Annotated in this window: 18 protein-coding genes and 1 pseudogene; 13 read left to right on the top strand and 6 right to left on the bottom strand. The window is 62.3% G+C overall.

From position 1 onward, the window contains the following. Window positions 1-224: 224 nt before the first annotated feature. From NKJ46_RS15285 to NKJ46_RS15300, 4 genes and pseudogenes are all read right to left on the bottom strand, one after another. Window positions 225-561, bottom strand: a pseudogene (locus NKJ46_RS15285) (NADH dehydrogenase ubiquinone Fe-S protein 4); the annotation flags it as partial. A gap of 61 nt (window positions 562-622) precedes the next feature. After that, window positions 623-1117, bottom strand: coding sequence for an Hsp20/alpha crystallin family protein (locus tag NKJ46_RS15290; protein ID WP_352665811.1), 495 nt, complete (start codon window positions 1115-1117; stop codon window positions 623-625). Window positions 1118-1192: 75 nt separating this feature from the next. After that, window positions 1193-1663, bottom strand: a complete 471-nt coding sequence (locus NKJ46_RS15295) for an Hsp20 family protein (RefSeq protein ID WP_352665812.1) — start codon at window positions 1661-1663, stop codon at window positions 1193-1195. Between the two features lie 254 nt (window positions 1664-1917). Further along, on the bottom strand, window positions 1918-2280 hold the full coding sequence (locus NKJ46_RS15300) for a hypothetical protein (RefSeq protein ID WP_352665813.1): 363 nt from the start codon (window positions 2278-2280) through the stop codon (window positions 1918-1920). 245 nt (window positions 2281-2525) lie between these two features. Here NKJ46_RS15300 and NKJ46_RS15305 point away from each other — a divergent pair, with 245 nt between their 5' ends. Then, window positions 2526-3920 carry a Do family serine endopeptidase gene (locus NKJ46_RS15305; protein WP_352665814.1) on the top strand — a complete coding sequence of 465 codons (1395 nt, stop codon included), beginning with the start codon at window positions 2526-2528 and terminating at the stop codon, window positions 3918-3920. Between the two features lie 79 nt (window positions 3921-3999). On the opposite strand, the gene NKJ46_RS15310 is transcribed toward NKJ46_RS15305, so the two are convergent. After that, on the bottom strand, window positions 4000-4617 hold the full coding sequence (locus NKJ46_RS15310) for a glutathione S-transferase family protein (RefSeq protein WP_352665815.1): 618 nt from the start codon (window positions 4615-4617) through the stop codon (window positions 4000-4002). Between the two features lie 97 nt (window positions 4618-4714). Continuing rightward, a complete protein-coding gene (locus NKJ46_RS15315) occupies window positions 4715-5788 on the bottom strand; it encodes a pyridoxal-phosphate dependent enzyme (protein ID WP_352665816.1) in 1074 nt (357 codons plus the stop codon). Window positions 5789-5875: 87 nt separating this feature from the next. Here NKJ46_RS15315 and NKJ46_RS15320 point away from each other — a divergent pair, with 87 nt between their 5' ends. The 12 genes from NKJ46_RS15320 (at window position 5876) to NKJ46_RS15375 (ending at window position 18445) form a co-directional block, all read left to right on the top strand. Further along, window positions 5876-6358: an Lrp/AsnC family transcriptional regulator gene (locus NKJ46_RS15320; protein WP_352665817.1), complete on the top strand. Its 483-nt coding sequence runs from the start codon at window positions 5876-5878 to the stop codon at window positions 6356-6358. 261 nt (window positions 6359-6619) lie between these two features. Beyond that, entirely contained in the window at window positions 6620-7282 is a 663-nt protein-coding gene (locus NKJ46_RS15325; protein WP_352665818.1) for a TetR/AcrR family transcriptional regulator, read from the top strand. A 111-nt stretch (window positions 7283-7393) separates the two neighbouring features. Further along, window positions 7394-8257: a TauD/TfdA dioxygenase family protein gene (locus NKJ46_RS15330; RefSeq protein ID WP_352665819.1), complete on the top strand. Its 864-nt coding sequence runs from the start codon at window positions 7394-7396 to the stop codon at window positions 8255-8257. 24 nt (window positions 8258-8281) lie between these two features. Beyond that, window positions 8282-9229, top strand: a complete 948-nt coding sequence (locus NKJ46_RS15335; RefSeq protein ID WP_352665820.1) for a carbohydrate ABC transporter permease — start codon at window positions 8282-8284, stop codon at window positions 9227-9229. Then, the gene (locus NKJ46_RS15340; protein ID WP_352665821.1) at window positions 9219-10055 is read left to right on the top strand and encodes a carbohydrate ABC transporter permease; all 837 of its coding nucleotides are present in this window, start codon (window positions 9219-9221) and stop codon (window positions 10053-10055) included. Before NKJ46_RS15335 ends, NKJ46_RS15340 begins: the two co-directional genes overlap by 11 nt. A gap of 28 nt (window positions 10056-10083) precedes the next feature. Continuing rightward, window positions 10084-11373 (top strand): ABC transporter substrate-binding protein, encoded by a 1290-nt coding sequence (locus NKJ46_RS15345; protein WP_352665822.1) that lies wholly within the window; start codon window positions 10084-10086, stop codon window positions 11371-11373. A gap of 392 nt (window positions 11374-11765) precedes the next feature. Beyond that, on the top strand, window positions 11766-13304 hold the full coding sequence (locus NKJ46_RS15350; protein ID WP_352665823.1) for an ABC transporter substrate-binding protein: 1539 nt from the start codon (window positions 11766-11768) through the stop codon (window positions 13302-13304). 108 nt (window positions 13305-13412) lie between these two features. Next, the gene (locus tag NKJ46_RS15355; protein ID WP_352665824.1) at window positions 13413-14354 is read left to right on the top strand and encodes an ABC transporter permease; all 942 of its coding nucleotides are present in this window, start codon (window positions 13413-13415) and stop codon (window positions 14352-14354) included. Next, a complete protein-coding gene (locus tag NKJ46_RS15360; RefSeq protein WP_352665825.1) occupies window positions 14354-15217 on the top strand; it encodes an ABC transporter permease in 864 nt (287 codons plus the stop codon). The genes NKJ46_RS15355 and NKJ46_RS15360 overlap by 1 nt, the downstream gene beginning before the upstream one ends. Continuing rightward, window positions 15217-16440 (top strand): amidohydrolase/deacetylase family metallohydrolase, encoded by a 1224-nt coding sequence (locus tag NKJ46_RS15365; protein ID WP_352665826.1) that lies wholly within the window; start codon window positions 15217-15219, stop codon window positions 16438-16440. Before NKJ46_RS15360 ends, NKJ46_RS15365 begins: the two co-directional genes overlap by 1 nt. Beyond that, window positions 16437-17456 carry an ABC transporter ATP-binding protein gene (locus NKJ46_RS15370; RefSeq protein WP_352665827.1) on the top strand — a complete coding sequence of 340 codons (1020 nt, stop codon included), beginning with the start codon at window positions 16437-16439 and terminating at the stop codon, window positions 17454-17456. Before NKJ46_RS15365 ends, NKJ46_RS15370 begins: the two co-directional genes overlap by 4 nt. Beyond that, the gene (locus NKJ46_RS15375; protein WP_352665828.1) at window positions 17453-18445 is read left to right on the top strand and encodes an ABC transporter ATP-binding protein; all 993 of its coding nucleotides are present in this window, start codon (window positions 17453-17455) and stop codon (window positions 18443-18445) included. The genes NKJ46_RS15370 and NKJ46_RS15375 overlap by 4 nt, the downstream gene beginning before the upstream one ends. The last annotated feature ends 11 nt before the right edge of the window (window positions 18446-18456 follow it).

Raw genomic sequence — 18456 nt, forward strand, 5'->3', positions numbered from 1 at the left:
CCCCCCCCCCCGGGGGGGGGTGTTTCCCCCCGCTAAAACCGCGCCCCTGGTGTTTTTAAATGGGGGGGGGCCGCCGCCCCCCCCCCCCCCCCCCCCCCCCCCCCCCCCGGGGGGTCTCCGCCCCCCCCCCCCCCCCCGGGCGCTTCCAGACAACGTGTACCGGCCTGCAGCCGCTTTTGCGCATCGGAAGATTCGACACCGGACTCTTCGGCCGCCGGGCTTCCTTGAACCGTGTAGGCAAGTCCCTCCCGTTCGGCATAGTCGATGGCCGCCTGCGCCGTCGGAAAATCGAGCTCCACCTGGATCAGCGTGTCACCGCTTCCGGTGTAGCCCATCAGCGGTTCGATGACCGGCGCAGTACGCCGCTCGAATACCAGCCGCCAGCCTTTCGGCCGCGCACGGCCCCGAGGTCATGATTGAGCGGCAAGGCTTGCAGATCCGCGCCACCGCATCACGCGGAAACCCGGATCGGCCGAACGACGGCGCTCGCCCGCGATTGTCTTTTGCCGGTTCGAGATTTTCTATGACCGGTGTGACTTCTCTTTCTTGCTTCCGCATCATTCATCCCTGGCGAAGGATGCGCCGGAGGCAGCGGCCTGCCGCCTCCGACTTGCTCCATGCGTCAGTGGGTGATCGGGATGCGCTTCACCTTGGACTGCGCGTTCGGGTTTTTCGGCAGCGTCAGGGTCAGGACGCCGTTGGCAAAGGACGCCTTGACCTTGTCGTCCTCGACCTCGTAGCCGAGGGGTATGCGCCGCTCGAAGTGACCGTAGAAGCGCTCGGAGTAGTCCTTCTCGTTGGTCTCCGACCGCTTTTCGCCACGCAGGGTCAGCACGTCTTCATCGAGCAGGACTTCGATGTCCTTCTCTTCCATACCGGGGACTTCGGCGGTGACGCGAAGCTCATTGTCCGACTCCGAAATCTCCACCTTCGGCCAGCCGCTATCGAAAGGCAAAAGCTGTCCCGCAGCAGGCAAGCGCGTCTCGAAGCTCCTCAACATATCGTCAAAGAGCCTGTTTACCTCGCGGTGAAGCGAAAGAAAGGGATCGCCACCGCTATAGATGCTCGGGGCCTGGTTGCTGTTGCGGCCCCACGGGATAAGGTCACGCACGTTCATCTTCATTCACCTCCTCGTTCAACCGCGCGGCACCGGGCGAATGCCGATGCCTGTCGCTTCTGGTTCACTCTGACTTCAGGCTGCGTTCTTTTCGGCGTCGATCTGCCGCGGCGCTGCCTTTGCCGTGCTGCCGGCAATGGCGATCCGGCGCGGTTTCATCTCTTCGGGAAGTTCGCGCTTGAGATCGATGTTTAGCAGCCCATTGTCCAGGCTGGCGCCGACGACCTTCACATGGTCGGCCAGTTCGAACCGACGCTCGAAGGCGCGCCCGGCAATGCCGCGATAGAGATACTGGCCATTATCGTCGCCAGATAGCGACCCGCTCACAACCAGCAGGTTAGGTTGATGAGTGATGGTCAGCTGATCCTGCGAGAAGCCGGCGATCGCCATGGTGATGCGATAGTCGTCCTCACCAGTCTTGGCGATGTCATAAGGCGGCCAATTGTCTATCGCAGTGACACGGCTCGCGTTTTCCAGCATGTTGAAAATCCGGTCGAAGCCGATGCTGGACCGGAACAGAGGGGTAAAATCGAGGTTTGTCCTCATAGCCACATCCTCCTTTGAGCAACATGGATACAAGAAGCGCCAAGAGCGCCTTGACGCCTCCTGGACTTATGCCGGCCCCATCCGGCGACCGACAATTAGTTATCTATAACAGTGCGTTAGACGTTCAAGAGGGGCTATAGAAAAAATTTTTAGGCGAGATCCAGAAGTATAGACCAATGGGCGAGGAGATCGCACGCGGCGTTGGCCGCTGGCGAGTTCCTCGCCAGCGGATCGGGCCCCTCGGAGCGTTGCACTCAAAGTCGATCGACGGATGCTGTAAAACCGGTGACCGCGATGCTGTTGATCTCACGACCGCGACCGGCGCCGGGAAGCTTCTCCAATTGATCCAATTGGCGCAACGCGTCCATGATGGCATCGAAGCTGACCGGTTCGGTGACTCCCGGCGGCATGCGCAGCGCAGGGACCGATTCCACTGCACAGGCATCCGATGCCCATGACGAAAGGATCGCGCGCTTCTCCTGGACGTCCAGCGTCACATCGGTCAGCACGTCCTGCGGTCGCTCGAAATGCCGTGCCGGATGGAGCAACCGGTCAAGAAAAACATCAGGACCCTCGGGCCCGATTGGGGGAAAACTCGTCGAAATGGCTCCTTCCATCGATGGTCCTCCGCTTTGAATAGTCTCCTCTGTTGAAGTATCTTGGCGGCTCTCGCGATTTCCACCAACTGAAATTTTGGAGGGTTTCGACCAAATTTCAATGGCCGCGACAAGGCCACATCCTCAAAGTTCAGCCCACCATCAACATTTTTTCGAACCGGCGAAACAATCGGCGTGAATGTCAGTTCTTGCGTCTTGGACAAGTCGCGCAGCAGCGCCGGGGCGGTCGGGCAGGAGAACCAATCATGGCTTACATTTCTAGGAAGCGACTGTGCATTGGCCTCGTCGCAGGAATTTTGATGCTCTCGGCTGGCGGCTTTGCTCCGGTTTCAGCACAGGAAATCCCGAACGACTTCAGCGCAATCGTGCGTCAGAAGCTGCCAGCCGTGGTCGCGATCACGACGAGGCAGATCATCCAGGACCAAACGATGCTCGACGACTTTCTCAACCCCTTCGATAGCCGCGGGCCTGCCCAGCCGCAGGTGCGAGAAGCTCTTGGCTCCGGCTTCGTGATCAGTCCCGAGGGCTACATCGTCACCAACAATCACGTCGTCGCCGACTCCACCGAAATCCGCGTCGTATTCTCCGATAAGGAGACGTCGCCGGCGCGACTGGTAGGCCGCGATCCAGCAACCGACATCGCCGTGCTGAAGGTCGATCCACGCCCCAACATGACGACCACCGCCTGGGGTGACTCTGACGCAATGCAGCCGGGTGCCTGGACGATCGCGATTGGCAGTCCCTTCGGGCTCGGGGGAACCGTTACCGTCGGCGTTCTTTCCGCCCGCTCGCGCGACATCCAGGCCGGCCCTTACGACGATTTTCTCCAGACAGACGCCTCGATCAACAGAGGCAATTCCGGCGGCCCGCTGTTTAACGCGCGCGGCGAAGTGATCGGCGTCAACACGGCCATCGTCTCGCCATCGGGCGGCAGCATCGGCATCGGTTTCGCCGTGCCGTCCCGAACTGCACGAAGCGTCGCCGATCAACTGATCCGTACCGGCCGGATCGACCGCGGCTTCATCGGAGTGCGTCTCCAGGAGGTGACGCCGTCGCTTGCCCAAGCGCTTGGGATATCGAGCACCAAGGGAGCGCTGGTCGCCTCGGTCGAGCCCGGCAGTCCGGCGGAGAAGGCCGGCCTACAATCGGGCGATCTAATCACCCGGTTCAACGGCAAGGACATCCAGGGCGTCCATGACTTGACACTGGCGGCAGCGAACGAAAAGCCAGGGTCGAAAGCGACGCTGACAAGGAACCGCGGCGGCTCCCAGCAGGAGGTGGAGCTGACCGTCGGTCAACGCAAGGACGAGGAGGTGCAGACCGGTGCCGTTCCGAGTCCGGAAGCGGCGGACCAACGTCTCGGACTGTCGCTCAGCCCCATTCCGGATGAAGCGCGCCAACAACTCGGTCTCCAGCCGGGTACCACCGGCGTGTTTATCCAGGAGGTGGCGCCGAATAGCCCCGCCGCCGAGAACGGCCTTCGGCCTGGCGACGTCATCGTCTCGGCCAACAACCGCAACGTGACGCAGCCGTCGGATATCCAGCAAGAGTGGACGAAATCCCGCCAGCAGAAAAAGCCCATCCTGTTCCGCATCGAAAGACAAGGGCAATCGCTTTTCGTTGCAGTGGCTGCCTCCTGACGCGGCGCTGCGTCAGGCCTCGAGCACGCTTTGGCTGGTGGCCGGCACATACTGGATTTCGAACGCCTGGTGATCGATATCAATCTCGCGTGTCGCCGCCGTAGGGTGTGGCACGCATTGAAGGGCGTTCCAGGAAGGAGCTATACCATTGTGCCAGTCGTGGCCTTCCCTGCAAGAAGTCGGGCAGTCCGCGGAATTCCAGCCAGCTTAGACAAGTAGCCAGTGCGATGTGGCCGACATGGAGCGGCGCATCGAATTCGACCTCGCGTTCCACGAAGTCATAGGATTCGATAAGCTTCATCGTCATGCCTGCGCCCAAGGCGGGATAACGCAGATGTTCAGGGCGGCGCTCGTTTTCCCAGCGAATGGAAATGCCTGCGTCGCACATGCCGCCGGCAAGCGCCTGGAGGCGCAGGGCGCACCATTTGGCCCGCCCTGTTTCGGGGATGAGCCGACGACGGCTTTCGAGATTGTCGAGATAGTCGCAGATTACGCCCGAATCAAAGATCGCATAGCCGTCGTGGAGAACGAGAACGGGCACCTTGCCAATCGGATTGATCGCAAACACATCATCGTTGCGATTGATGGGGCTCGTCTCCTGATGAATGACGCGCAGACGCCCGACAAGCCCGGCCTCGTGGGCAAAGACCAGAACCTTGCGCGCGTAGGGGGAGTGGGTCTGGTAGATGAGTTTCATGGACCCGTTCGGTGCTGAGTCTGGAACGCGGAGGCATCTAGAGCAGTCCGTGGCCCAGCCGCTCTTCTGTTCAATGGTCCGGCGTCCGGCGCCATTGTCATGCGTCCTTCTCCAGTTCGGCCTCGGTCACGATGATCAGCACCCGGCTCGATCCATCGAGCGCAAGCTCCTGCGACCGGCCGGAAGCCGCGACGGCTGTGGCGAGACCAGCGAGGCCGGCGGCACCCGACGGGGTTGTACCTGGACCGTTTGCCTCGCGAAGCCGGCTCTTCGCATCGGCAAACGCCGCTTCGGACACGGTTATGACCCGGGCGTTGGCTTGGCGGAGCACGTCGAGCGCCGATGCGGCCGCTTCGCCACAGGCGAGCATGTCCGCCGACGTCTTGAGATCGCCGGATATCCGCACGGGCCGTCGCCGCGACAGCGCGGCCGCGACGCAGGCTGCGGCCTCTGGTTCTACCACGACGATCATGCCTGGAAGCATCAGCCAGTCCTTCAGCCCAGTCGTCAGGGCGGCGGCAAGTCCACCGACACCGGCCTGCACGAAAAGGTGGGTTGGCCTCGGATAGCCAATCTCGTCGACCTGGCGACGAATTTCCGCGGCAAGCACGCCATAGCCAGCGACGACATCTGCGACAGCTGGGTCGTCCGGGTCGCTCGAGGTGTCCGCCACGAGAATGCCTTCTCCGGAGCGGGCCGCCGCAGAGGCCCGATCGACGGCATCGTCATAGGTGCCGTCGACCCACACGATTTCGGCGCCTTGGGATTCGATACGCCGCACTCGCGCTGCAGGAACGCCCGTGTGGAGGTATATTTTTGCCGTCCCGCCAGCAAACTTCGCCGCCGCCGCAACGGCAAGTCCGTGATTGCCGGCGCTGGCCGTGATGAGCGCCGGCAGCGGCGTCTGGGCCCGCTCTGGATCGAGCAGTTCATCGATGTCCATCCCGGTAGTGCGAGCGAGAGCGCACAGACCGGCATACGTGCCGCCGAGGGACTTGAAGCTGCCCAGGGCACGGTCGCCCTCGTTCTTGGCAAGCACCTGGGTCACATCCAGGCTCGCAGCCAGGTTTGGCAGGTCGAGCAGCGGTGTCGGTGCATAAAATGGCGACAGGCGCTGTAACAGCGCCGCAATGAGATCGGGGCCAAGGCCCGGCTGTGTGTCTGTGGTCATGAAGCGAAATTCTATTCCGGAAACGATGGCGCTTGGCGCCTATTGTCGTTGCCCAGCCGCCTGATTTCGTCATAGATGCCTGTCCTCATGACGAAAACTGCCGCCCTCGATCGCTTCGACCATGTGCTGCTGTTGCTGGTTCAGCGCGACAACCAGGTTCCGGCGCGGCGTCTCGCCGAGCAGGTCGGGCTTTCCCAGAGCGCGGTCCTGCGCCGCCTGCGTCGACTGCGAAAGGATGGCGTGATCGCAGCAGATATTGCCGTCGTTCGTCCGGCTGCCGTAGGCCTGCCGCTAACCATCCATGTGCTCGTTTCCCTGGAACGGGAGAGCGCTGTCGAGTTGGACGCCTTCATCGGCAAGCTCCGTGGGCGCTCGGAGGTTCGTCAGGCCTGGTATGTCACCGGTGAAACCGATTTCGTGCTCCTCCTCCAATTGCCGGGGATGGAGGCGTACGATGTCTTCGCGCGGGAAGTCTTCCACGCCGATTCAAACGTGAAGGCGTTCCGCACCATCGTGACAATGCGGGAAGTGGTCGGCGCAGCGGATGCGCAGCCGCTATCCACTGCCTGAGTTGCGGCGTGTCGCCAGCAAGCTGATTTGCCCTGCTTTGACCAGGAATTCTCAGTCGAGGGCCGAACCCGATTGAAGTTCGATACGTATCTACTCACCCGCCGCACCGCACTAATCGCTGCCGCCAAGATGCTTCGCGAATGTCTGCACCTGGCGCAAATTACTTCCACTCGTGTGTAGAAGAATATCAATGTATGAAACGGGGGGCAGCTCGCTCCCGTATACTGATCGTTCAACGGCGGCATGAATTTCGGAACGGATATGAGAGCCAACACTTCAGGATCTCCCGGCGATGAGGCGCACTCTACCCGCAGCAGAATCAAAGAGGTCGCGGCCGAGTTCTATGTCCTGCGCGGCCACGATGGTTTCAGCTTCGGCGATATAGCGACGGCAATCGGCACGACGCGCGCCAATATCCATCATCACTTCGGCAACAAGCGTCAGCTGATGGAGGAATTGATCGCCGACTTCGCCGCCAACGCCGAGGCCCGCATCAAGCGCTTCTGGACGACCCCCGATATCCGGTTCTTCGACCGTCTCGATATGCAGCTCGAGGATCTGCGCCGCTTCTACGAACGTTTCAACGCTGAGAAGGGGGCCCGCAATATGTGGAGCCCGCTTTCGCGCCTTCGCCACGACCTCCCGGTTCTCGGCGAACCAGCGGAACGTGCCCTGGAGCGCGTCAACCGGGTCTATGATCAGAGCCTGCGACATGCGGTGGACCAGGCGGTGAAGGACGGAGAGCTTTCCTCCGACACGCTCACGCACGAGCTCGTGCACATGCTGCGTATTACCCTTCTGTCCTGTCCACCGATGACGCAGGACACCGGAAGCTTCGACGAGGTCGCCAGGACCTTCGCAGCGCTCGCCGCGATCATCCGCGCCGCTTGGCAGGATGCGGGGAAGGGCTCGGGTCGAGGCTAGACATCCGGTGGATCAAAGCGAGGGTGAGTTGACAGCCTTTGGCTTTCAAGTTACTTACTTGCAGGTAAGTCAGCCCATGATGGCGACGAGGCGCGTATTAGGGAGGATCACGTGCTGCGCGATGATGCATTCACCCGTTTCGAGGTCAGCCCCTTCACTGGAGCGCTCGGTGCAGAAATTCGTGGGATCGATCTGGTGAGCGCGAGCGAGGATGCCTTCCAGGACGTTCGCCGCGCGCTCTACAAGTATCATGCGCTCGCCGTGCGCGATCAGGAGCTTGACGCCGCCGGCGTCCACAAGGTCGCCCGCCGGTTCGGACCATTTAGCGGTAATCCGGTGCACACGCCGATCGACGGCTTCGACGATATTGTGCGCTTCGTGCGCGAGCCGGACGACACCGGCAAAGTGATCGGCGAGGACTGGCATATGGACCTCGCCTGGCTACCGAAGCCACCGGGCATTACGATCCTCTACGGTGAGGAGGTGCCGCCGGTTGGCGGCGACACCTGCTTCTCCAGTCTCGAGAAGGCATATGACTCGCTTTCGCCGCGCCTGGTAGAGATCCTGCAAGGGCTGACGGGCCTCCATAGCGGCCGCGGGGTCTTCGCCATCAACGCGGCCCACAGCCGGCTCGGCGTCAAGGCCGATGTCGAGGCGATCGAGAATGCCGTCGTCGAGCATCCTGTGATCTGTCGCCACCCCGAGACTGGCCGGCGCTATGTCTTCGTCAGCAGCGTGATGACCAATTTCAAGGGGATGACGGAGGAAGAAAGCAAGCCGATGATCGACTTCCTGATGGCGCGGGCTGTCCGGCCCGAGTTCAACTGCAGGCTGCGTTGGGAACCGAAGACGCTCGGTATGTGGAACAATCCCCATGTCCTGCACACCGCCATCAACGATTATCCCGGATACCGCCGGGTGATGTACAGAACAACGGTGGAGGGCACCGTTCCACTTGCCGCCAGGGACGGCTGACGCGCAACCGCTCAGGGAGGAGCAATGGCATTTGGTTCCGAGGCGTCCGTCGGCCATAGGGGGGAAGGTGCGGCGGAAGCGGCTGGCGAGACCAAGAGGCGGCGCTTCGCGTTTTCGCCTGCCTACCTCTATGCGACGCCCGTGCACCTCCTGGTGCTTGGGATCATCGTGCTCCCGGCCATCTTCGTCCTGTGGCTGAGTTTCGAAGCCTCGTCATTCGGCCAATCGGCAACCTTCGTCGGGTTCGATAACTATATCCGCGTCCTCACCGATCCCTATTTTTGGGGTTCGGTCTGGAACACGGTCCTCGTCGTCGCCGTGGCGGTTCATATCGAACTGCTGCTCGGCCTTGGCCTTGCCCTGCTTTTCGCCTCCGGGCTTCCCCTCCAGCGCGTCATGCTCGTTGTGGTGCTCGCTCCCTACGCTATCAGCGAGGTGACGGCGGTCGCAATGTGGCGCTTCCTGTTCGATCCAGACGTCGGCCCGATCACGCTGATGCTGCGATACACCGGTCTGCCGACGCTCGACTGGACGTTCATCCCATCTCACGGCCTCATCCTCGTCGGCCTGCTCACGATCTGGCTGCACCTGCCATTCACATTCATCATCCTCTATGCGGCACGGCTCGCGGTTCCGAAGGAGCTCTACGAGGCTGGGCGCACCGACGGGGCCAATGCGTTCCAGCTCTTCCGCAACATCACGCTGCCGCTTCTGGCGCCAGCGATGCTGATCGCGCTGCTCTTCCGCTACATCTTCGCCTTCCGCCTCTTTTCCGAGGTCTGGCTCCTGACCCAGGGCGGCCCGGCACGCACGACCGAGGTCGTTTCCGTTTATCTTTATCAGGAAGGCTTCCGCTACAATTCGTTCGGCACGGCGGCCGCGACGGCGTGGATGATGGTCGTCATCTCGCTGCTGCTTGCGACTGGCTATGTGTGGCGGCTGCGCAAGGAATCCACGGCCAATGCGTTCTAGGCGTCTCGCCATCGGTGCCGGAAAGATGCTCGCTGTTGCGGCAATCGTCGTCTGGTCACTGTTTCCGATCGGCTTCATCGTGCTCTCGTCGTTCAAACCCGGTCGCGAGATTTTCGCGGTTCCACCGGAGCTCTTCTTCGAACCGACCTTCGAGCACTACGCCTCGCTGTGGCAGCGCTGGCCGGCCTTTTTCGACGGGCTCGTCAACAGCTTGATCATCACCACCGGGGCGACGGCGCTTGCTGTCATGGCAAGTCTGCTAGCCGGTTTTGCCTACTCCCGCTATCGTGGCGTCCGTTTCCTGGAAGGATCGGTGATGTTTCTGATCGGATCGCGGCTGATCCCGCCGATCGTCGTGACGCTGCCACTGTTCCCGGTCGTCAATCGGCTCGGGCTCAACGACACCCATCTGGTGCTGATCCTGCTCTACGCGACCTTCTTCGTCTCGCTCGGCACGCTCCTGATGCGCACGTTCATCGACCAGGTACCGCGCGAACTCGACGAGGCGGCCGTCCTCGACGGCGCGCGGCCGCTGACGATCCTTGTGAAGATCATCTTGCCGCTCGTAGCGCCCGGCATGCTCGCCGTCGCGGTCTTCGTCGTCGTCTTCGCGTGGAACGAGTTTCTGTTCGCCTATATCTTCACCGCCAACCACGCCAAGACCGCGCCTCTGGTCCTTTCGGAGATGATCAGTTCGATCGACGGCGTCGACTGGGGCGTGCTCTTTGCGGCCTCTACCGTCCAATTGCTGCCGGTTCTCGTCTTCGTGGTCCTGATGAACCGGTTTCTCGTCGCCGGGTTGACCGCCGGCGCGACCAAGGGGTGACGACGTCACCGAGAAAGGGAGGAAGACAATGCCTTTGCACTTGACACGCAGAGCCCTGCTGACGACCGCGATGGCCGCCGGCGCGACGAGCGCCTTGGGTCGGTTGGCCCATGCCCAGGTAAAGACGCTGAACGTGCTTTGCCATCGCGTCCACCAAGCCAACCTGACGACCGGTGCCGCCGGCAATGTCATCAAGCCCTGGGAGGACACGAACAACGCCCAGATCTCCTGGACCACGCTCGACAGCAATCCGCTCCAGGACCGGCTATTTCGGGAAGCGAGCCTGAGCGAGACCGATTTCAACGTCGGCTATGTCATCGACAACCGCATGACGTCGCAGATCGCCTCGCTGTTCGAGCCGCTCGACGATCTCCTGAAAGCCGAGCCGATCGAGGATTTCGACGATATCGCCGAGGGCCTGCGCCAGTCGATGACCGTCGGCGGCAAGCTCGTCGGCGTTCCGGTGCGCCATGCCACGCAGGGGCTTTTCTACAACGAGGAGCTGCTTCAAGAGGCCGGCATTTCGGCGCCACCGAACACGCTTGAGGAGCTGGTCGAGCAGGCGAAGAAGCTGACCTTCACCTCCAGGTCCGGCACGCCCGTCGTCGGCATGATCCTTGCGAGCGACCTCGCCGTCTTCCCGGTCATGTTCGCCCGCGCCTTCGGCGGCGATTTCATCGACAAGCAGTTCAAGGTGGTCCCCGATCCGGAGGCGATGGAAAAAGGCCTGTCCGTGCTTGCCGACCTCTTCAAGGCCGGCGCACTCCCCCGCAGCTATGCCACAACGCGCAACGACGACATGGTGACGTGGATGCAGCAGGGGCGCGCTGCCTTCGCGGTGCTGCCTTTCGCCCGCTACGCGCAGCTCAACAGCAAGGAACAGTCGACCGCACCGGGAAAGATCAAGGCGATCGAGTTCCCCGGCTCCAAAACCCTCGGCAGCGGTCACGAAATGCATTCGGTCGTCGAATCCTGGGCGATGGCCATTCCCGCCAATTCGACGGACAAGAAGCTCTCCTGGAACTACATCCGCTTCGTAGCGAGCAAGGCGGCCACACTCGACATGGCGCGCAACGGCAATGGCCCCGTCCGCACCTCGACTTATGCCGAGTCGTCGTTCGCCGGGTCGCTGCCGCAGGCGAAGGTCGAGGCTGCCGCGCTCTCCAAGGCGCGACCGGCTTTCCCAGCTTTTCCCGAAGCAGCTCGCGCTCAGTCGACGTTTCTCGAGGAGGTTCAACTGGCTGTCCTCGGTCGCAAAAGCCCGAAGGAAGCGGTCGCCGCCATTGTCGATCGCGTCAAGCCGTTGATGCCAGCGTAATCGTACGGGCCGACGTGGCGATGTCGCCTGGTACGTACCAGGCGGTTCACCGCGAGGATCAGCGCGGTCGTAAAGTGGTTGTCGCGTGAGGCGATATTCCATGGACCTGAGTTCGATCGCGCGAGCTCAGGACTTAGTTGTGTGCTGGCGGCAGATAGCAGGTTCATCGCACCGCCACCGATATCCCGCTACCCGGCCTAGGCGCGTGGGCGATCGCGTAATGCAGGCCTGTGGCAAGGCCACGCCTTGGCGCAAGAGCATCATCAGCGACTCCGGGCGCGCTAGGTCCTCGCGGCGAAAAAAGCTTGACGACACCATGTTGGGATGCGTTTACTTCGTCCGTAACTAGGATATAACTTCCATTACTATGGAACAAAGCGAAGGGAACCAAGATGAGGCGTTTCTTGCAAATCGTCACTTCATTCGCCGCGCTTGTGCTGCCGGCGACAGGCGCTGCCTGGGCCGAGCCCGCTAAAGGTGGAGTGATTGACGTGGCGACCATTGGGGAGCCGCCGACGCTGGATCCGATGGCCTCGACCGCCGATCTGGTTGGCATTGTCACGCAGCACGTCTTCGAGACGCTCTATACCTTCGACAAGGACTGGGGAATCACGCCGCTGTTGGCCGCCGATATGCCACGGATTTCACCGGATGGCCGTACCTACACCATCGCGCTCAGAACCGGCGTTAAGTTCCACGACGGCAGCGATATGAATTCGGCCGATGTGGTCGCTTCGCTGCAGCGTTGGATGAAGATTGCCACGCGCGGCAAGCAGGCAGCCGAAGTGATCGCCGCAGTCGATGCCGTTGACGACCACACCGTCAACATCACTCTAAAAAAGCCGTTCGCGCCACTTCTGTCGCTGCTCTCACTCAACAATGCGGCCGCAATCATCATCCCGTCCGAAAACGCAGGACAGGAGCCGCTGACCAGCTTCGTCGGTACCGGCCCCTACATGTTGAAGGAACGCAAGCCCGACCAGTACATTCAGCTTGCCCGGTTCGACGGCTACAAGTCGCGCGATGGCGAACCAAACGGCTATGGTGGCGCCAGAAAACAATATCTCGACGAAATTCGTTTTGTGCCGGTTCCCGATGCCAACACCCGCGTCGAAGGCGCTGTCTCCGGCCAGTTCGCCTATGTTGATTCGCTGCCGGTCGAGTCCTTTGACAAGATTTCCGGAGGCAAGACCCAGCCGGTCATCTTGAAGCCGTTCGGCTGGCCGGTATTCGTCCTGAATACCAAGCAGGGCCTGAATTCCGATATTCGCATCCGCAAGGCGATACAAGCGGCGCTGGCGCCGAACGACATGCTGCTCGCCGCATTCGGCTCGAAGGACTTCTTCGCAGCCGACGGTGACATGTACCCGCAAGGCTTCGCCTGGCACACGGACGCCGGCACCGAGCCCTACAAGCCCGATGGCGACACCGAAGCGGCTGCGGCGCTGCTGAAGGAAGCTGGCTATGACGGCAAGCCTTTGCGCATCCTCACCAGCCGCCAGTACGAGTTCCACTACAAGATGGCGCAGGTCGCGGCCGAGTATCTGAAAGCCGCCGGCTTCCAGGTCCAGCTCGACGTGGTCGAATGGGCGACGCTGACCAAGAACCGCACCGACCCGGCCCTGTGGGACATCTACATTTCCCACAGTCCGTTCCTGCCCGAACCGTCGCTGACCGGCATAATGTCGGATTCCTCTCCGGGCTGGTGGGTTTCGGATCGCAAGCACAGTGTGCTTGAAGCGTTCAACGCTGAAGCCGATCCGGCCAAGCGCGTCGCGCTGTTTGCAGATGTCCAGAAGGCGATCTACGACGAGGTTCCAGCGTTCAAGGTCGGCGACTTCAACGCTTTGGCCGCCCAGGCCCCCAAGCTGAAAGGCGTGACGCCGGCGCCGTGGCCCTATTTCTGGAACGCTTATCTGGAAGGCAACTGAGACGGTCCTGCTTTCCGCCTCCACTCAACGATAGGCGACCGGGTGCCGGCCGACAAAGCCGGCGCCCGGCAAACCATTCGATGGTTGCTCAGGGATGCTATAACGCCGATGCTGCGCTCAATCCTCAACCGACTTCTCGGCATGATCGTCGTCATGGCGCTGGTCGTCACCATCGTGTTCGTCATCGTACGGGTGACGCCGGGCGATCCGGCGGCTGTCATGCTGGGTCCAGACGCCACCGCCGCCGATATTGCCGCGCTGCGGTCCAAGCTCGGGCTCGACGGCTCCGTCCTCGAACAGTTCGGGCGCTACGCTCTCGATGTCGTCCAAGGCGACTTCGGCCAGTCGATCTTCCTGGGCGAGCCGGTCACGACCGCGCTCGCCCAACGCGCCGAACCGACCTTTTTTCTCACCGTCTTCTCCCTGGTGATCGCGACGCTCATCGCGCTGCCGGTCGGAATCCTGTCGGCCTATAAGCGCGGCTCTATCTTCGACCAGGCAGCAACCACCATTGCCATGTTCGCAGCCAGCGTGCCGAGCTTCTGGCTCGGCCTTTTGTTGATTCAGTTCTTCGCCGTGAAGCTCGGCTGGTTCGACACATCCGGCTATGGCGGGCCGGGAGCTTCGTTCGCCGACCGGCTTGACCATTTGGTGCTGCCGGCGCTGGCGCTCGGTCTCATAAGCTCGGCACTGATCACCCGCTTCACGCGTGCCTCGATGCTCGACGTGCTCAATGACGACTATGTGCGGACCGCCCGCTCCAAAGGCATGAGCGAATGGCGTGTGGTGCTGAAGCATGCCTTCAGAAATGCCTTGATCCCCATCCTCACCGTCATCGGCCTGACCGCGGCACTGCTCATTTCCGGTGCGGTGGTGACCGAGACGGTGTTCGGCCTGCCCGGCGTCGGCAGCTTGGTCGTCTCGGCGGTGCTACGGCGCGACTATCCGGTTATCCAAGGCGCGCTGCTGGTCATTGCGGGGCTGTACGTCCTGGTCAATTTCGCCATCGACATGCTCTATCTGGCTGTCGATCCAAGGGTTCGCTACTGATGGCCGCTATCTCGGTGCCGCTCCAGGTAGAGCCAAATATTGTTTCGCGGCTGATGACCCGGCCGACGGCGGCAGTGGGCATCGCCATACTGATCGCCATCGTGCTTGCCGCGATCCTCGCGCCAGTCATCGCCCCCTACGCACCGACCAAGCTTTCCATCGCCAGCCGGCTGCATCCGCCGAGCCTCGACCACCTGTTTGGCACCGATGATCTCGGGCGCGACATCTTTACCCGCATGCTCTATGCCGCGCGCACTTCGCTGACGGTCGGCTTTGCTGTCGTGATCTTCGCCTCAATCATCGGCGTCGTTTTGGGTCTGACTTCCGGCTTCTTCAGAAGGCTCGACGCGCCGGTATCTCGATTGATCGACGCCATGATGGCTTTTCCCGACATACTGCTCGCGATCGCGCTCGTGGCGGCACTTGGCGCCACCGCCATCAATGTCGTGGTCGCGCTCGGCGTGGTCTACGCGCCACGGCTCGCACGCGTCGTGCGCGCCTCGACGCTGGTCATTCGCGAACTCCCCTATGTCGAGGCGGCCCGCGCACTCGGCGTCCCGACGCCGGTTATCCTGGTGCGGCATGTGCTGCGCAACGTCACCTCTCCATTGCTGGTGCAGGCAACCTTCATCTTCGCCAACGCCATCCTGGCCGAGGCCGGTCTGTCCTTCCTCGGCGTTGGCATTTCACCCGACATCCCGACGTGGGGCACGATGATCGCCACCGGCCGTCAATATATGGATCAGGCCGGCTGGATCATGATGTTTCCGGGCAGCGCCATCGTCGTCACCGTGCTGTCGCTGCAGCTCGTCGGCGACGGCTTGCGCGACCTTCTCGACCCTCGTCTGGCAAAGGACATCTGATGTTCGACAATCGCTCTTCCCGAGCCGTAAGACCGCTGTTGATCAAGGGCGCAAAGCCAGTCGGCTTCGGCGGCGGGTTTGGCCAGACCATCGATGTGCTGATCGGCGAGGATGGCCGTATCGCCGAAACCGGCTCAACCATTGCCGCCGGCGACGATCTAGAGGTGGTCGAGGCCAACGGCGCGTTCCTGTCGCCCGGCTGGACCGACCTCCACGTCCATGTCTGGTATGGCGGCACCGACATTTCGCTGCGGCCGCAGCAATGTGGCGCCGCCCGAGGCGTCACCACGATGGTCGATGCCGGCTCGGCCGGCGAAGCCAACTTCCACGGCTTTCGCGAGTTCATCATGGAGCCGGCGCGAGAGAATATATACGCGTTCCTGAACATAGGTTCGATCGGTCTGGTCGCCTGCAACCGTGTCAGTGAGCTGATCGACATGCGCTCGATCGACATCGACCGCACCATTGCTACCGTCGAGGCCAACCGCGACGTCATCGTTGGACTGAAGGTGCGTGCCAGCCACGTCATTACCGGCGGCTGGGATCTGACGCCGGTCCGGCTGGCCAAGAAGCTCGGCCGCATCCTCAAGCTGCCGCTGATGGTGCATGTGGGTGAGCCTCCGCCACTCTATGACGACGTTCTCGGCCTGCTGAGCGAAGGCGACATCGTCACTCATTGCTTCAATGGCAAGGCCGGCGGCTCGATCATCGAGGACGACGACCTTTATCGGCTCGCCGAGGATGCGGCGCAGCGCGGCATTGTGCTTGATGTCGGTCACGGCGGCGCCTCCTTCTCCTTTGATGTCGCCAAAGCGGCGCTCGAGCGCGGTCTGCCACCGAAGACGATCTCGACCGATCTGCACAATCGCTCGCTCGACGGCGCGGTGTGGGATATGGCAACCACCATGTCGAAGCTGTTGTCGCTCGGCATGGCATTCGAAGATGTGGTGACGGCCTCGACGACGGCGCCGCGCCGCGCCATCCGGTTGGCCGCCGACGGGCTACTGGAGAAGGGCAGGCCGGCGGAATTCACTTTGTTCGATCTCGTCGACGCCGACCTCACGGTGAAGGACTCGCAAGGGGCGACAAGCAGGCTTCACCGGCTATTCGAGCCACGCCACGCCATCCTCGGTGCCGAAGCGATCGTTGCCCACCGCCACCTGCCGCCGGCAGGTGCTGCGGGCAGTGTGACCGTCTGTCCGCATTGTGGGTGGAAATCATGAGCGGCGCGATCGCCAGCGACGTCATCTTGTCGGTTCGGGACTTGCGGACCTGGTTTCAGACCCGCCGCCTTACCGCCAAGGCAGTCGATGGCGTCACCTTCGACCTTAAGCGCGGCAAGACGCTGGCCGTGGTCGGAGAATCCGGTTCCGGCAAGTCGGTAACCAGCCTGTCGATCATGGGCTTGCTGTCACGGCCCGGAAGGATCGCCGGCGGCAAGATACTATTCCGCGACCGGCAGGAGCGGGTCCATGACCTCGCCGGATTTACCCAGAAGGAATTCCGCAAGGTACGAGGCCGGGAAATCGCGATGATTTTCCAAGAACCGATGACCAGCCTCAACCCGCTCTTCACGGTCGGCGATCAGATCAGCGAAATGATCGCGTTGCACGAGCCTGTGACCCGGCAGCAAGCGCGCAGCCTTGCGCTCGCCATGCTGAAGCATGTCGAGATTCCGGACCCCGTCTCGCGGCTCGACGACTATCCGCACCAGATGTCCGGCGGCATGCGCCAGCGCGTCATGATCGCCATGGCACTCGCCTGCAATCCGTCGCTGCTGATCGCCGACGAGCCGACTACGGCCCTCGACGTCACCATCCAGGCGCAGATCCTCGATCTCTTGCGTCGCCTCCAGGTCGAAATGGGCATGTCGATTCTTTTCATCACCCATAATCTTGGTGTCGTCGCCGAGATCGCCCATGAGGTCGTCGTCATGTATGGCGGCCGTGTCGTCGAGCAGGCGCCGGTCAACGATCTGTTCGCGCACCAGCGTCATCCCTACACGAGGGGGCTGCTGGCCTGCACGCCCAATGCCGCGCGCGACATCGGCGACGACGGCGAGCGCCGGGCGCTCTATTCCATTCCCGGCAGCGTGCCGCCGATCACCGCATTGCCACCAGGTTGCGCCTTCGAGCCGCGCTGTGACTTCGCCATCGCGCCCTGTCGCGCGGCGCCGCCGCCATTGATGCCGGCAGGACCGCGCGGCGCTTCCCGTTGCATCAGGAGTGCAGAGCTGTGAGCGCCGCAGTGATCGCCGGTCATGCGCAGGCTGCGCCATTGCTCAGCGTGCAGGGTCTGACAAAGCATTTTCCCGCCCGCAACGGCCGCATCATTCATGCTGTCGAGGATGTCAGCTTCGATGTCGGGCGAGGTTCGACCGTGGGGCTGGTCGGCGAGTCAGGCTCCGGCAAGACCACGGCCGGACGCGCCATCCTCAGGCTGGTTGAGCCAACCAGAGGCAAGGCGCTGTTCGACGGCGTCGATCTCTTTTCGCTCTCCGCACGTGAAATGCGCAGCTACCGGCAAAAGCTGCAGATCGTGTTCCAGGATCCATTCTCCAGCCTCAACCCCCGCATGCGCATTGCCGCCATCCTCGGCGAGGCGCTCGATGCACGCGGCTTTCCGCGAGGCAAGCAGCGTGCCGACAGAGTCGCCGAACTGCTGACCCTGGTCGGCCTGTCGCCCGATCATGCCACGCGCTACCCGCACGAATTCTCCGGCGGCCAGCGCCAGCGCATCGGAATTGCGCGCGCGCTCGCCGTCGAGCCGCAATTCGTCGTTGCCGACGAGCCCGTCTCGGCCCTTGACGTGTCGGTGCAGGCGCAGGTGCTTAACTTGCTCGGTGAGTTGCAAAGGCGGCTCGGCCTGACGCTGCTGTTCATCGCGCATGATCTCTCGGTGGTCGAATACCTTTGCGACGAAGTGGTCGTGATGTATCTCGGCCGTGTCATGGAACGTGGTCCGAGCCATCGTCTCTACGCCAGGCCCCGGCACCCATACACCAGGGCGTTGCTGGCGACGGCACCGGTGCCCGACCCGACCCGCCGACGCACCCACGTCGCATTGCATGGTGATATCCCAAGCCCAATAGACCCGCCTTCCGGCTGCGTCTTCCGCACACGCTGTCCGGAGGCAATTGCCGCCTGCGCCGCGATCATTCCGCCCCTCGACGATATCGGCGGCGGGCATCACGTGGCCTGCATTCGGCACAACGAAAAAACGATCTGATTGGAGTTTGT

The organism is Mesorhizobium sp. M0166 (genome assembly GCF_040322255.1).
Taxonomy (GTDB): domain Bacteria; phylum Pseudomonadota; class Alphaproteobacteria; order Rhizobiales; family Rhizobiaceae; genus Mesorhizobium.

Coding starts and splice junctions, on each gene's coding strand:
- NKJ46_RS15350 (WP_352665823.1), top strand. CDS start 11,766: ATGAGGCGTTTCTTGCAAATCGTCACTTCATTCGCCGCGCTTGTGCTG.
- NKJ46_RS15325 (WP_352665818.1), top strand. CDS start 6,620: ATGAGAGCCAACACTTCAGGATCTCCCGGCGATGAGGCGCACTCTACC.
- NKJ46_RS15355 (WP_352665824.1), top strand. CDS start 13,413: ATGCTGCGCTCAATCCTCAACCGACTTCTCGGCATGATCGTCGTCATG.
- NKJ46_RS15360 (WP_352665825.1), top strand. CDS start 14,354: ATGGCCGCTATCTCGGTGCCGCTCCAGGTAGAGCCAAATATTGTTTCG.
- NKJ46_RS15300 (WP_352665813.1), bottom strand. CDS start 2,280: ATGGAAGGAGCCATTTCGACGAGTTTTCCCCCAATCGGGCCCGAGGGT.
- NKJ46_RS15290 (WP_352665811.1), bottom strand. CDS start 1,117: ATGAACGTGCGTGACCTTATCCCGTGGGGCCGCAACAGCAACCAGGCC.
- NKJ46_RS15310 (WP_352665815.1), bottom strand. CDS start 4,617: ATGAAACTCATCTACCAGACCCACTCCCCCTACGCGCGCAAGGTTCTG.
- NKJ46_RS15370 (WP_352665827.1), top strand. CDS start 16,437: ATGAGCGGCGCGATCGCCAGCGACGTCATCTTGTCGGTTCGGGACTTG.
- NKJ46_RS15340 (WP_352665821.1), top strand. CDS start 9,219: ATGCGTTCTAGGCGTCTCGCCATCGGTGCCGGAAAGATGCTCGCTGTT.
- NKJ46_RS15335 (WP_352665820.1), top strand. CDS start 8,282: ATGGCATTTGGTTCCGAGGCGTCCGTCGGCCATAGGGGGGAAGGTGCG.
- NKJ46_RS15305 (WP_352665814.1), top strand. CDS start 2,526: ATGGCTTACATTTCTAGGAAGCGACTGTGCATTGGCCTCGTCGCAGGA.
- NKJ46_RS15295 (WP_352665812.1), bottom strand. CDS start 1,663: ATGAGGACAAACCTCGATTTTACCCCTCTGTTCCGGTCCAGCATCGGC.
- NKJ46_RS15345 (WP_352665822.1), top strand. CDS start 10,084: ATGCCTTTGCACTTGACACGCAGAGCCCTGCTGACGACCGCGATGGCC.
- NKJ46_RS15365 (WP_352665826.1), top strand. CDS start 15,217: ATGTTCGACAATCGCTCTTCCCGAGCCGTAAGACCGCTGTTGATCAAG.
- NKJ46_RS15320 (WP_352665817.1), top strand. CDS start 5,876: ATGACGAAAACTGCCGCCCTCGATCGCTTCGACCATGTGCTGCTGTTG.
- NKJ46_RS15315 (WP_352665816.1), bottom strand. CDS start 5,788: ATGACCACAGACACACAGCCGGGCCTTGGCCCCGATCTCATTGCGGCG.